17 protein-coding genes are annotated in these 12,970 nt (G+C 66.4%); 13 read left to right on the top strand and 4 right to left on the bottom strand.

Translation table 11 applies throughout. The features are described from left to right. Positions 1-78 precede the first annotated feature (78 nt). A complete protein-coding gene (locus ACOGXD_RS03655; RefSeq protein WP_419916564.1) occupies positions 79-687 on the top strand; it encodes an isochorismatase family protein in 609 nt (202 codons plus the stop codon). 33 nt (positions 688-720) lie between these two features. On the opposite strand, the gene ACOGXD_RS03660 is transcribed toward ACOGXD_RS03655, so the two are convergent. Beyond that, complete coding sequence (locus ACOGXD_RS03660; protein ID WP_419916565.1) at positions 721-1,035, bottom strand: chorismate mutase; 315 nt, start codon at positions 1,033-1,035, stop codon at positions 721-723. A gap of 117 nt (positions 1,036-1,152) precedes the next feature. On the opposite strand from ACOGXD_RS03660, the gene ACOGXD_RS03665 reads away from it, so the two are divergent. Together ACOGXD_RS03665 and ACOGXD_RS03670 are read left to right on the top strand one after the other, a co-directional pair. Further along, positions 1,153-2,349 (top strand): thiolase C-terminal domain-containing protein, encoded by a 1,197-nt coding sequence (locus ACOGXD_RS03665; RefSeq protein WP_419916566.1) that lies wholly within the window; start codon positions 1,153-1,155, stop codon positions 2,347-2,349. After that, positions 2,346-2,804, top strand: coding sequence for a Zn-ribbon domain-containing OB-fold protein (locus ACOGXD_RS03670; RefSeq protein WP_419916567.1), 459 nt, complete (start codon positions 2,346-2,348; stop codon positions 2,802-2,804). The genes ACOGXD_RS03665 and ACOGXD_RS03670 overlap by 4 nt, the downstream gene beginning before the upstream one ends. 6 nt (positions 2,805-2,810) lie before the next feature. On the opposite strand, the gene ACOGXD_RS03675 is transcribed toward ACOGXD_RS03670, so the two are convergent. The 3 genes from ACOGXD_RS03675 to ACOGXD_RS03685 all read right to left on the bottom strand — a co-directional run bounded on the left by ACOGXD_RS03675 (position 2,811) and on the right by ACOGXD_RS03685 (position 3,952). Further along, positions 2,811-3,263, bottom strand: coding sequence for a PIN domain nuclease (locus ACOGXD_RS03675; protein ID WP_419916568.1), 453 nt, complete (start codon positions 3,261-3,263; stop codon positions 2,811-2,813). Next, complete coding sequence (locus ACOGXD_RS03680; RefSeq protein ID WP_419916569.1) at positions 3,260-3,469, bottom strand: type II toxin-antitoxin system VapB family antitoxin; 210 nt, start codon at positions 3,467-3,469, stop codon at positions 3,260-3,262. The genes ACOGXD_RS03675 and ACOGXD_RS03680 overlap by 4 nt, the downstream gene beginning before the upstream one ends. A 75-nt stretch (positions 3,470-3,544) precedes the next feature. Next, positions 3,545-3,952, bottom strand: a complete 408-nt coding sequence (locus tag ACOGXD_RS03685) for a PPOX class F420-dependent oxidoreductase (protein WP_323671536.1) — start codon at positions 3,950-3,952, stop codon at positions 3,545-3,547. 131 nt (positions 3,953-4,083) lie between these two features. Between ACOGXD_RS03685 and ACOGXD_RS03690 the strand changes: the two genes are divergently transcribed. The 10 genes from ACOGXD_RS03690 (at position 4,084) to ACOGXD_RS03735 (ending at position 12,958) form a co-directional block, all read left to right on the top strand. After that, the gene (locus tag ACOGXD_RS03690; RefSeq protein WP_419916570.1) at positions 4,084-5,070 is read left to right on the top strand and encodes an LLM class flavin-dependent oxidoreductase; all 987 of its coding nucleotides are present in this window, start codon (positions 4,084-4,086) and stop codon (positions 5,068-5,070) included. A 50-nt stretch (positions 5,071-5,120) separates the two neighbouring features. Continuing rightward, positions 5,121-5,795: a helix-turn-helix domain-containing protein gene (locus tag ACOGXD_RS03695; protein WP_419916571.1), complete on the top strand. Its 675-nt coding sequence runs from the start codon at positions 5,121-5,123 to the stop codon at positions 5,793-5,795. Positions 5,796-5,799: 4 nt separating this feature from the next. Continuing rightward, positions 5,800-6,027: a hypothetical protein gene (locus ACOGXD_RS03700; protein WP_419916572.1), complete on the top strand. Its 228-nt coding sequence runs from the start codon at positions 5,800-5,802 to the stop codon at positions 6,025-6,027. A 32-nt stretch (positions 6,028-6,059) separates the two neighbouring features. Continuing rightward, positions 6,060-6,464, top strand: a complete 405-nt coding sequence (locus tag ACOGXD_RS03705) for a hypothetical protein (protein ID WP_419916573.1) — start codon at positions 6,060-6,062, stop codon at positions 6,462-6,464. Between the two features lie 255 nt (positions 6,465-6,719). Beyond that, complete coding sequence (locus ACOGXD_RS03710) at positions 6,720-8,108, top strand: ammonium transporter (protein WP_419916574.1); 1,389 nt, start codon at positions 6,720-6,722, stop codon at positions 8,106-8,108. A 163-nt stretch (positions 8,109-8,271) separates the two neighbouring features. After that, positions 8,272-8,487, top strand: a complete 216-nt coding sequence (locus tag ACOGXD_RS03715) for a hypothetical protein (protein WP_419916575.1) — start codon at positions 8,272-8,274, stop codon at positions 8,485-8,487. 10 nt (positions 8,488-8,497) lie between these two features. Further along, positions 8,498-8,626: a hypothetical protein gene (locus tag ACOGXD_RS03720; protein ID WP_419916576.1), complete on the top strand. Its 129-nt coding sequence runs from the start codon at positions 8,498-8,500 to the stop codon at positions 8,624-8,626. Between the two features lie 98 nt (positions 8,627-8,724). Further along, positions 8,725-9,150 carry a hypothetical protein gene (locus tag ACOGXD_RS03725; RefSeq protein ID WP_419916577.1) on the top strand — a complete coding sequence of 142 codons (426 nt, stop codon included), beginning with the start codon at positions 8,725-8,727 and terminating at the stop codon, positions 9,148-9,150. Further along, positions 9,147-11,525 (top strand): DUF1989 domain-containing protein, encoded by a 2,379-nt coding sequence (locus ACOGXD_RS03730; protein ID WP_419916578.1) that lies wholly within the window; start codon positions 9,147-9,149, stop codon positions 11,523-11,525. The genes ACOGXD_RS03725 and ACOGXD_RS03730 overlap by 4 nt, the downstream gene beginning before the upstream one ends. An 89-nt stretch (positions 11,526-11,614) precedes the next feature. After that, entirely contained in the window at positions 11,615-12,958 is a 1,344-nt protein-coding gene (locus ACOGXD_RS03735) for an NAD(P)-binding domain-containing protein (RefSeq protein ID WP_419916579.1), read from the top strand. The last annotated feature ends 12 nt before the right edge of the window (positions 12,959-12,970 follow it).

Raw genomic sequence — 12,970 nt, forward strand, 5'->3', positions numbered from 1 at the left:
GGGCCGACGGTAGATTTGGCGCTCTAGCGCTGCAATGGCCGCGCCCGGCGGCTCGAGTCGCGGCGCAGGAGAGCAGACATGGCTGAGAATCCCGATCAGCATTCCGAGCGCCAGCATTCCCGCACAGCACTGCTCGTCGTGGACGTGCAGCCCACCTTCTGCGAGGGCGGCGCACTGGCCGTCGAGGGCGGCAACGATGTCGCCGCCAACGTGGCCGACCTGCTTGCCGGCGAGCACGGCTACGACCTCGTGGTGACCACCCAGGACTGGCATATCGACCCGGGCGATCACTTCAGCGACGAGCCCGACTTCGTCGACACGTGGCCGCCCCACGGAGTGGCCGGCACCGCGGAGGCCGAACTGCACCCCGCACTCGACGCTGTCGTCGATCGCATCGACGCGGGCGTGCGCAAGGGCATGCACGCTGCCGCCTATTCCGGCTTCGAAGGCACGGATGACAGCGGTCGGGCGCTCAACGAGGTGCTGGCCGCCGCTGCCATCACCGATGTCGACGTTGTCGGGATCGCGTTCGACCACTGCGTGCGTGCCACTGCGATGGACGCAGCGGCGAACGGCTACTCGACCACGGTGATCGATGGGCTCTCCGCCTCGGTGGCGCCCGAGACCGATGCCGCTGCTCGCACCCAGCTCGCCGGTGCCGGCATCGACGTCATCGCCTCTCGCTGAACCGCCTCGCAGCCCGCCTGCGATCTCGTCGAGCTAGAGGGTTTCCTGCTCAATGGTTAACTCGCTGCCCGTCTCGGCGATGCGTTTGTGGTTGCGAATCACCTCGTCCATCACGAAGTGCACAAACCTCTCGCAGAAGTCGGGATCGAGTCCCTCGGCCAAGGCGAGCCGGCGCAAGCCGTCCACCTGCTCATGCTGGCGCGGCAGGTCGACCGGCGGCAGGTCATTCGCAGCCTTGTAGACGCCGATGTCGTGAGTGATGCGGAATCGCTCCGCGAGCAGGCGCACCAGCTCAGCATCGACCTTGTCGATGCTGCGGCGGAATGCGGCGAGCTCGTCGTCGGACATCGGCCCTGTTTCTAGCCCATCGAGCCGCGACAGCCACCGGACGAGGGGCGCAGCAAACGGTGCGGTGCAGCGACTGGCCCGGGCGGGGGCGGGCAGGGCTTGGCTACGGTTTGCGCCGTGAGTGCCTCAGGTGTCGATGGCGGCCTGCGTGGCCGCACGGCCGTTGCAGGTGTCGGCGAGACCACCTACTACAAGCGTGGCCAGTCAACCGATCCTGAATTCGTGCTGGTCGTGAAGGCGATCTTGGCGGCATGCGAAGACGCGGGCATCAGCCCACGCGAGATCGACGGGTTCTGCTCGTACAGCAACGACCGCAACACCCCTGCCCGGCTGGCCAACGCCCTCGGCCTCGAAGAGCTGCGCTACTCGAACATGCAGTGGGGCGGCGGGGGCGGCGGCGCTGCAGCCGTCGTGCAGAACGCCGCCAGCGCCGTTCATGCGGGCTCTGCCAACGTCGTGGTGGCCTACCGGGGTCTGGCCCAGGGCCAGTTCGGCCGCTTCGGCCAGGGCGGGCGCCGACCGGCGGTGCGGGGCGAGTTCGCCTACACACTCCCCTACGGCGTCATGAGCCCGGCCCAGATGTACGCGATGCGCACCACCCGGCTCATGTGGGAGCACGGCATCGACCGGTCCACCATGCGGGCGGTGGCGCTGGCTGCGTATCACCACGCCCAAAACAATCCCCGGGCGGTCATGTACGGCCGCCCGCTGGATGCCGAGACCTACGACTCGTCCCGCTGGATCACCGAACCGTTCCGGCTGTACGACTGCTGCCTCGAGAACGACGGCGGTGCCGCCATGATCGTCACCTCAGCCGAGCGGGCCGCCGATCTCAGCGACACGCCGGTGCTGGTGCTGGCGGCCCAGCAGAGCGGTGGGCACCGCTCGGGCGCGTGGGTCCACAATCCGACCGACTACGCGACCTCCAGCTTCAAGCTCGGGGCGCAGCACCTCTACGAGCAGGCCGGCGTGACGCCCGACGACGTCGACGTGGTGCAGAGCTACGAAAACTTCACCGGTGCCGTGGTGATGAGCCTCATCGAGCACGGTCTGTGCACCTACGAGAACGCCAACGAGGTGCTGACGTTCGAGAACCTGCGAGCGGACGGGGGGAGCATCCCGCTGAACACCAGCGGCGGCAACCTTGCCGAGTGCTACATGCACGGGCTCGGCATGCAGATCGAGGCGGTGCGGCAGGTCCGCGGCGACTCCACCAACCAGGTGCCGAACGTGAACGTGTCGCTCTCCAACGCCGGACCGATGGTCGAGATCGCCTCCACTGCGATCTACGGCACCGCTGAGGCGCTGGGATGAGCGCGCTCGCCGAGGCCAGCTACCTGCCGGAAGGCCTCACCCAGCCTGCTCCGATGCGCGACGAGATGGACGCGCCGTACTGGGAGGGCACCCGCGCGCACGAGTTGCGAGTGCAGCGCTGCGCCGACTGCGGCACCCACCAATGGGGGCCCGACTGGGTGTGCCATGCCTGCCAGTCGCTCAATGTCGAGTGGGTGACTGTCGAGCCCACAGCGCGCATCTACTCCTGGCAGCGCGTGCATCACCCTGTGCATCCGGCGCTGGCCGACCACGGCCCGTACATCGTGGTGCTGGTCGAACTGCCCCACGCCGACAACCTGCGCATGCTCGGCAACCTGCTCGGCGATCCCATGCAGGACATCGTCATCGGCAGCGATGTCGAAGCCGTCTTCGAAGACCACGACAACGGCAACCCGCCGTACACACTCGTCCACTGGCAGGTCACCAACGGCTGACGTGCTCTATCGATCGGGCACGCCGGTCGCGGATGCGGGATGGACTTGTAGCTGGGTGTGTTGAGCGAGCGCTGTGAAATCACGGTCGGCGTGCAGCACTTCTGCACCGTTTCTGATGGCAAGCGCAGCAATGAGGCAGTCGATCATGTTGCGCACCGTTGCGCCAGACCGTCGGCACGTTCGGTACAGCAGCGCGGCTCGCTGGTAATCGACCGAATTGGTCGAAATCAACTTCGCACGACCGAGCAATGCACGCAGCCGAGCGAGATGCGCCTCGTCACGGGCACCCGCCAGCACTTCCATGCGGACGGCATCACAGGTGAGCACGCCACCCACGAGCGCAGACTCGACTGCGTCGGCGATCGCGTCATCGCTCCCGCGCAAGAACGCGACCCATGCCGACGTCTCAATGAGCACTGCTTCCGCCGGTTGACCGGCACTGCCAGCGAGCTGTGTCACAGGTGCTCGACGCGGCCTCCACGCATGGCTTCCAGGTCGCCGTCCCAACCGGTGCCGCGCATGGCGAGTGCGTCCTCAAGCGACATCGGTTCCTCGGAGGCAAGTTCCAGCGCGAAGTTCACTGCTGCCCGCTTGCTGCTGAGCCCGTAGCGCTGCATGACGCGCATGCACGCAGCCTCGTCGATGTCGATGTTTGTGCGCGCCATACACCAACAATACACCAAACTCCTGCCGACCAGACCGAGGCGTCCGTGGTTTCTGCAGCGCGCGGCCGCGGCGGATCAGCCGTGCTTGTCGGGGCCGGCCTTGGTGATGTGGAAGCGGACCAGGCAGCGCTTGTCCTCCACCATCGCGCGGCGGTAGTCGTCCCAGTCGGGGTGCTCGCCCTGCAGCGTGCGGTAGTACTCGACCAGCGGATCGAGGGCGGCCTCGCCGGAGATGATCTCGGCCTGGCACTCGAGCTGGACCCAGCGGCCCAGCCATTTCTCGGGGAATACACACAGCCACGACTGCGGATCGCGATGCAGGTTCTTGACCTTGAAGGCCGTGTCCCGTGTGCTCATCACCACGGTGTCGTCGACGACGGCCAACGTCACCGGCGACAGCTGTGGTGTGCCGTCGCGTGCCTTGGTGGCCAGCACAGCGCGGTCGTTCTTGCGCACGTAGTCGAGTGCCTTCGAGATCTCCATGCGCGCAGCCTCGCACATACGAGCCCCGGCGATCAGGGCTGGCGACCCGACCCGAGCCTCGGACATGCGAGTCCGCGCGTTCAGGGCCGGCGACCCGGGCTGAGGCCCGCGCATTTCGCGAGACTGCTGCCATGAAGATCTCTGCCGCGTTCCCGCCCGTGCCCGAGACGCCGGACCACATCGTGCTGGCCGAGGAGCTGGGCTACGAGACCGCCTGGGTGTACGACACGCCGGCACTGCAGCTCGACGTCTGGATGACGCTCGCGCTGGCTGGAGTCCGCACCGAGCGCATTCGCTTGGGTCCGGGCGTGCTGATTCCCTCGCTGCGTCACCCGATGACCACGGCTTCAGCCATCGCGACGCTGGTCGGGCTCGTCGGGCCCGAACGGGTCATCATCGGCGCCGGCACCGGCTTCACCGGCCGGCGGGCCATGGGCCAGAAGCCGCTCCGCTGGGCCGACTTCCCCCAGATGGTTGCCGATACCCAAGCACTGCTGCGGGGCGAGATCGTCGAGGTCGACGGCAGGGCGGCACGCATGCTCCACTGGCCGGGCCAAGCGGTGGAGCGGCCGATCGAGGTGCCATGGATCGTGGCGGTGAACGGCCCCAGGGGCCTCGCCGCAGCGGCCGAGATGGGCTGCGGTGTGTTCACCTCACGGCCCCGCCCCGATGCCGACTACACCGGCATCGACGACGTGATCCTGCTCGGCTTCGGCACGATCCTGGACGACGACGAAACCGTCGACTCGCCGCGGGCGCTCGACACGGCCGGTCCTGGCGTGAGCGTGGCCTACCACGCCTTCCTCGAACAGCGAGACGCCCGGCTCGACACCTTCCCCAATGCAGACCGCTTCGCAGAGATCACCGGCGACATGGACCCGGACACGCTGCACCTGTCGCTGCACGAGGGCCACCTCACCCAGCTGAATGCCATCGACCGCCAGGTGCTCACCACCGAGTCGCTGCGGATCGCCCCGTTCGTATGCCACGCCGGCGAGGTGCCCGAGCGCATGGAACGGCTCGCGGCCGCAGGCATCACCGAAGTCTCGTTCCAGCCCATGGGCAACGTAGAACGCGAACTGCGCGCCTTCGCCGCAGCCGCCGGCCTCCCCAGCTGAACGGCACGGGGCGCACCGGCCAGCACTTGCCATCTGGCACTATCAGGGCGATGAACCCGGATCCGCGGGAAGATCCCGACGGCCCCGACGAGCTGAGCTTTGCGGAGGCAGGCATCGAGTCGCCGCTGACCACCGCCGAGCTATGCCGCGTGGTCGGCAGCCGGGTCCGCGAACTCCGCCAAGCCTTGAATATGACGATGTCGGCGTTCGCCAACGATGCCGGCATCTCGCTGGGGATGCTCTCCAAGATCGAGCACGGCCAGAGCGCCCCCAGCCTGTCGACGCTGGCCCGCCTCGCCGGAACGGCGAAGGTGCCCGTGACCGCATTGTTCCGGGGACTCGACGAGGAGCACGACCTGGTCATCGTGCGAGCGGGCGAAGGCCATGAGATCCACCACGACCGAGGCGGGCCGGACCGGCTGTACCAGGATCTCGGCACGCTGCGAGGACCCAACCGGGTCATCGAGCCGATGATCACCACCATCACCGAGCCGGGAGGCGTGTTCCCGCTCTACCAGCACCCCGGAGTGGAGTTCCTCCACGTGCTGGAGGGATCGCTCAACTACGGCTACGGCGGCAAGGCCTACCTGCTCAACACCGGCGACACCATGCAGATCCATGGCGAGGTGGCCCACGGCCCGGTCGAGCTCGTCGAATTGCCAGTGCGGTTCATCTCCATCAAGGTGTACCCCGCCAGCGAGTCGCGCGGCGCGGCGGGAGGGTGAGGCAATGGGCTTGATGTTCATCGCCGACTGGATCAGCGACACCGGCTTCGCGCGCCGGAGCCTCCTTCTGTGGATCCTGCTGGCGGCAGCGGTCGGCCTCACGTACTGGGAATGCCGCGAACGCGGCTACCGGCAGACCGTCATGCTGTGGTGGGTGTCCTTCGTGGCCATCACCCATGTGGTGGGCTACATCATCCTGCGTCTTGTTGCACGCCCGCCACGAGGCGACTGATCCCACCAGCCAGCGACCCGAAGGACACCACAATGCCTGATGACGGGTTGATCCCCCCCGAGCCGCCCGACGGATCGAAGGGCCTGATCGGCCGCCTGAACGCGATGCCTGGTCGGCCGCTGCTGCTGATCGTCGTCGGCGTGATCCTGGCCATCCTGCTCATCTTCGCCCCGGGAAGCTGCTCCGGTGTCGACCTCGAGGAGAACGAGGCAGTCGCCATAGCCCGCGCCGAGCTCGACGGCCATCCCGACGGCTTCACGCCTGAACGCACCGAGGCCAAGGTGCTCCGCCAGGGCTTCCCCCCGACGCCCTATTGGGTTGTGGTCTTCACGGTCCCAGACCCCGACGGCGGGTCCGAGGACTTCCTCCGCCACGCAGCGATCTGGGTGCACGCCGGCACCGGGGAGATCCGCGAAGTGCAGGTCGGCGACGGCTGATCAGAACAGCCGGGCTGAACACACGACGTCAGTCGCATTTGCACCTCTGCAGTACGGGCGCTGACCAACCGCTCGGGCGTTGATCGCGCGCGCCGCACAAGCGGGCTCTGCCAAAACCGCCCACGACGTTCAAATTCCACCCATGCCGCGGGTGATGTCAAGGCGAACATTGCGAACCTGTTACGGTTTCCCCCAATTGGTCTGGCGCCCGGGTTGTTGGGGACTCAGCGCAAACCGAACATGGGGGGAGGCGCGATGGATACCTCTGTTGTGTTTACGGAGGCTTATTACTTCTTCACGGTCGCGATCATGTGGCTATTGCACGTCGGCTTCATGACGTATGAAGCCGGCGTCAGCCGTCGAAAGAACGTCATGTCGACGGCCATGAAGAACATCATGACGATCGCCGTCGTGACGCCGACGTTCTATTACGTCGGTTGGTACGTGTACTTCTGCATGCAGGAGGGCCTCAAGTTCACGGGTTCGCCAGATGGCAACAGCCCGGCAGGACTCGATGGGCTGTTCTTCTGCGGCGACCAGTACGGCTTGCCGTGGGACGGCTCCGCTGGACCGAACCTCGGCGACAACATCACGGGCGTCTTCTGGGCGGCCTTCGTACTGTTCTCGTGGACGACCGGCTCGATCATGTCCGGCTCGGTGCTGGAGCGAATCCGAATCTCGGCCTACCTCTGGCTCACCGCCCTCATGGGCGGCATCGTCTGGGTGGTTGCAGCCGCCTGGGGTTGGAGCTACGGCGGCTGGCTCGGCGTGCACTTCGGCTACCACGACTTCGCCGCTTCTGGCGTTGTCCACGGCGTCTCCGGCATCTTCGCCTTGGGCGTGCTCTTCAACCTCGGGCCGAGAATCGGCCGCTACGACTCGAATGGCGGTACACGGGCATTCAAGCCTCACAACCTCCATCTGACGTTGATGGGGCTGATGATCATCTTCACGGCGTTCTACGCGTTCTACGCGGCGTGCCTGGCGATCACGGCCGACACCACGCCTGGCTGGGCGAATATCTACTTCAACCCGGCCACGCTGTCGGCGATCACCTACACCATCACGATGGGCTTCGCAGGCGGTTTCGCCGGCGGCTACATCTTCGCCAAGGGCGATCCGTTCTGGACCATTTCCGGTGGTCTGGCCGGCGTGGTGGCTGTCTCGGCCGGCGCCGACATCTACAGCCCGAACCTCGTGTTGATCCTGGCGTTCTTCTCGGCCGGTCTTGCCTACTCCGTGGGCAACTGGATCGAGCAGAAGGCCCGCATCGACGACGCAGTCGGCGCGGTGTCAGTGCACGGTGTCATGGGCTTCTGGGGAGTCATGGCCGTCGGCATCTTTGCCGGGGGCTACCCGACAGGGCCAGCGGGAGTGACGACCAGCTTTCTGGGCCAGCTCGTGGGCGCAGCGGCGATCTTCGCACTGGCGTTCGTCACCGGCTATGTGGCTTCGTGGATCTTGAAGAAGCTGAACCTGCTTCGGGTGCCGCCCGAGGTGGAGGTCGAGGGCCTCGATATGGCCGAGTTCGAGACGGACTTCTATCCGGAGTTCGGCCGAGCTACTGAGCCCATCGTTCACGCTGACGGGTCCGAGGGGGACGCAGACGAAACGCTGCGGGCCGACCTCGCCGCCAACCGCTAAGTCGGGTGTCCGCCTCGTGGTTGCAGTTCATTCTTGCGATTGTCGTCATGTACCTGCTGGTTGCGGCCGTCGGGTACTGGGGCAAGCAGAAGCGAGCGCAGCAAGAGGCACCAGGACACGACCGACACGATCACTGACATCGTTCAGGACTAAGGAGGACTGAATGAACACCTTCCCGTACGACAGTTGGGAAGCCGCTCTCGAGGCAGCCGACGGCACGACCGGGTACTTCACTTGGGGTCCCGGTGGCAATACGGGCTCGTACGTCCTTGCCATCATCGGGATCGCTGTTTCCGTGGTGGCGGCATTTCTCGTGACCTACCGCGAGGACAGGCTGCTGAACCATGCAGCTGACCGTCTCGCTGACAAGTACAGCTAGGAGGACTGACATGGCTCGACGCAAGCAGATTGAATTCCAAGGGCTGCAAGGTCATAGCAAGGCTGTCGAGATGGGGGTGGTGGTCTTCACCATCGCCTGCATCGTCTTCTCGATCATCGCCATCCAGGTCGTCGGCTGACAGCAGTCAGCAGGCGCACCACAACCAACGCGGCAGACGCCGCGCCGCCCACCGGCGACGCGGCGTCTGCTGGCGCGCTCAGGCAATAGGTTGAGACCATGAGCGCCACTCGCAAGTGGATCGCCCAAGCGTGTGTTGTGGTGGCCGGCGCCGCGATGTTCCTGCCGTGGAACGTGAACGCCGGGCTGAGCGGCACCCAGACGGTGAACGGCATCAGCACCGGCATCGGGCGGATCCTGCTCGTCATCTGCATCCTGACCGTGGTGCTGGTACAGATCCGCTGGCGCCCCGCATGGATCGGTGCCGGATTTGCCGGTGCGATCGCGGTGCGTGAGCTGTTCAGCCCGTCAGGCATCGGCACACCCGACGCAGGCCTGGGGCCCCAGATCGCCTTCATCGCGTGCGCAGTGGCCGTGATCCTGCTCGGGTGGAACATGTTCACCGGCGTTGCCGCAGGTGAAGGCCGCGGCCCCGACGAACCCCCGCGCTGGTTCTTCTCCGGGCCGCTCGGCCGGCGGCGATGACGTCGCTCGCTGCTGTCCAGAGCGAGGTCGTCGTGCCGGGCTTGATGCTGCTCGGGCAGGGAGTGGAGCGATACCGGGTGACGGGCGGCGGCGCCACGGTGCTCGCGCTCGCAGCCGGTGATGAATTGGAGATCGTCGATCCCGAGGGCTGCCAACCGTGCGAGCTGGTCGCTTTCGATGGCGGCGGGCAATCGGATCCGGGATTGCTCGAGATCACCGATGGCAGCGCCGCTGCGTCCGCCCCAACCGATCCAGCCGCCGTCGGCATCCTCTCGGCACCGCTGGCTGACGCCCGCCGCGTCCGGGCCGGTCTCGAGCGTGTCGGCGTCGACATGCGCGCCGTACAGGCCGCCGCTGCGCTGAGGCTGCTCGACGGCGCTACGCCTGCGAACGTCACGGCACGGGTGACCGCGCTCGACGATGTCGCGTGCGTGGTCGCGGCGCCTGGCGGCCCGATGTCAGTGCACGAGGGTGCGCCGCCCACCGATCTCATCGCCTATGTCCACCGCCGCGACCCCGCGGGCAACGGTGCCGAGCCACTGCTGCCGACGCCGCTGGCCGACCCCAGCCAGGACTTCATCGTGCTGGCCAGCACGGCACGCGCCTACCAGGTGTCGAAGGGCGACTGGTTCCAGGTGGTGGACATGGAGGGCCGGCAGTGCTCCGACTTCCAGTGCTTCGCCGTAGCGGATCTCGAAGCAGGCGAAGACCTCTGCCTCGACGCCACCATCACCCGGTCGCTCATGGGCGCGAGCTACCCGATGCCAGGCCTGTACTCCAAGTTCTTCAACGCCAAGATGCAGCCGCTCGTGGAGGTGGTGCAGGACACGGTGGGCCGCCACGACACCTTCAACACCGCCTGCAACGCCCGCTACTACGAGGAGATGGGCTACCCCGGCCACATCAACTGCACCGACAACATCAACGGTGAACTCGAGCCCTACGGCGTCGCTGCACGGCGGGGCTGGGAGGCGATCAACTTCTTCTACAACACCCAAGTGGACGACGCGAATCAGATCTACCTCGACGAGCCGTGGTCACGCCCCGGCGACTACGTGCTGTTGCGGGCGCTGGAGGACCTGGTGTGCGTCAGCACTGCGTGCCCGTGCGATGTCGACGCTGCCAACGGCTGGAACCCCACCGACATCGCGGTGCGGGTGTATCCCGCAGCGAACATGTTCAAGAAAGCGACGGCCATCAGAATGACCGCGGACTCCGAAGCCCAGCTCACCAAAGAGACCGGATTCCACTCCCGCACCGCAGCGCTGACGCGCAGCTTCAGCGAATACTGCGGGTACTGGCTGGCCGACCACTTCACGGCCCACGGCGCCGTGGAGGAGTACTGGGCGTGCCGGCAGGCCGCAGCTGCCATCGACCTGTCCCCCCTGCGCAAGTACGAGGTCACCGGGCCCGACGCCGAGCTGCTGATGCAGACGTGTGTGACCCGCAACGTGCGCAAGCTGGCTGATGGGCAGGTTGTGTACACCGCCATGTGCCACCCCACGGGCGGCATGATCGACGACGGCACGGTCTTCCGGATCGGGCGCGAGAACTTCCGCTGGATCGGCGGCCAGCTCGGCTACAGCGGGGTGTGGCTGCGCGAGCAGGCCGAGCGGCTCGGCCTCAACGTGTGGGTGCGCAACTCCACCGAGCAGCTGCACAACCTGCAGGTGCAAGGGCCCAACAGCCGCCGCATTCTCGACGAGATCATCTGGACCCGCCCCGACCAGCAGACGGTCTCCGAGCTGGGCTGGTTCCGCTTCTCGATCGCCCGCATCGGCGACTACGACGGCATCCCGATCGTGGTCTCACGCACCGGCTACACCGGCGAGCTCGGCTTCGAGGTGTTCTGCCACCCCTCCGACGCCCCGGCGGTGTGGGACGCCATCTTCGAGGCCGGCACACCCCACGGGCTCGTGCCTATGGGCCTGAGTGCGCTCGACATGCTGCGCATCGAAGCCGGGCTCATCTTCGCCGGTCACGAATTCTGCGACCAGACCGACCCCTACGAGGCCGGGATCGGCTTCACCGTCCCGCTCAAGACCAAGGAAGACGACTTCATCGGGCGCGATGCGCTGTTCGACCGGCGCGACAACCCGCAACGACGGTTGGTGGGGCTGGAGCTCGACGGCGGCGAGCCGGCAGCGCTCGGCGACGGCGTGTACGTGGGTCGCAACCATGTCGGCGAGATCACCAGCGGCACCATCTCCCCCATCCTGCGCAAGAACATCGCACTGTGCCGTATGGCACTGCCGTACAACGAGATCGGCACTGCCGTCGAGGTGGGCAAGCTGGACGGCCACGAGAAGCGAATCGCTGCCGAGGTAGTGCGCTACCCGTTCTACGACCCCGACAAGTCCCGAGTGCGCTCCTAGCTGTGTTCCGGACGCTTGCACGCAGGTGCAAGACTGGGCGACGTTCTACTCTCATTGCATAAACGTCTACTCACAGGGGGGATCCGGAGATGACACGGGTAGCCATCATCGGTGCGGGACCGTGCGGACTGTCGCAGCTGCATGCGTTCGCCAGCGACAGCTCGGCAGAGGCCGCAGACGTCGAGCTTGTCTGCTTCGAGAAGCAGGACGACTGGGGCGGCCTGTGGAACTACACGTGGCGTACGGGCCTCGATGAGCACGGCGAGCCCTGCCACGGCTCCATGTACCGCTACCTGTGGTCCAACGGCCCCAAGGAGTGCCTGGAATTCGCCGACTACGGCTTCGAGGAGCACTTCGGCAAGCCGGTGGCGTCGTTCCCGCCCCGCGAGGTGCTCTACGACTACATCGTGGGCCGGGCGAGCCGCAGCGGCATCCGCGACAAGATCCGGTTCAACCACGCCGTGCGGGGAGTGAGCCGGTCGGCGTCGGGCGACGGCTTCACCGTGACCACCCACGATCACACCACCGATGCCACCTCCAGCGAGGACTTCGATTGGGTGGTGGTGTCGACGGGGCATTTCTCCACGCCCAACATGCCGCACTATCCCGGCTACGAGACGTTCGGGGGCACGCTGATACACGCGCATGACTTCCGTGACGCCGTGCAGTTCGAGGGCGATGTGGTGATGGTGATCGGGTCGAGCTACTCGGCCGAGGACATTGCGTCGCAGCTGTGGAAGTACGGGGCGGCGGACGTCATCTGCTCGTCACGCAGCGGGCCGATGGGCTTCGACTGGCCCGAGGGCATCAGCGAGAAGCCGATCCTCACCCACGTGGACGGCCGCACGGTGCACTTCGAAGACGGCACCAGCGCCGAGGTGGACGCCATCGTCTCGTGCACCGGCTACCTCCACCACTTCCCGTTCATGGACGACGAGCTGCGCTTGGTGACCGCCAACCGGCTGGCCAGCTCGATGCTCTACCGGGGCGTGGTGTTCCAGCCGGAGAACCGCGTCCTCTACCTGGGGATGCAGGACCAGTGGTACACGTTCAACATGTTCGACGCCCAGGCGTGGTACGCCCGTGACGTGATCCTGGGTCGCATCGAGCTGCCCAGCGCTGACGAGCAGGCCCGCTGGATCGACGACTTTCAGGCCGCCGAGGACGCTGTCGCCGACGACTATGAGGCCATCGACTTCCAGGGTGACTACACGCAGGATCTGCTCGACCAGACCGACTACCCAGACCCGAACACGCAGCTCATCAACAAGATGTTCAAGGACTGGAAGAAGCACAAGAAGCAGTCGATCATCGGCTACCGCGACCACGGCCACACCTCGCCGGTGACGGGCACGATGGCGCCCGTGCATCACACGTCGTGGGAAGAGGCGCTCGACGACTCGCTGGAGTCGTACCTGGCCGACTCCGGCTGATCGGCGGGTCTC

Origin of the sequence: Candidatus Poriferisodalis sp., assembly GCF_965204125.1 — a bacterium.
GTDB lineage: Bacteria > Actinomycetota > Acidimicrobiia > Acidimicrobiales > Poriferisodalaceae > Poriferisodalis.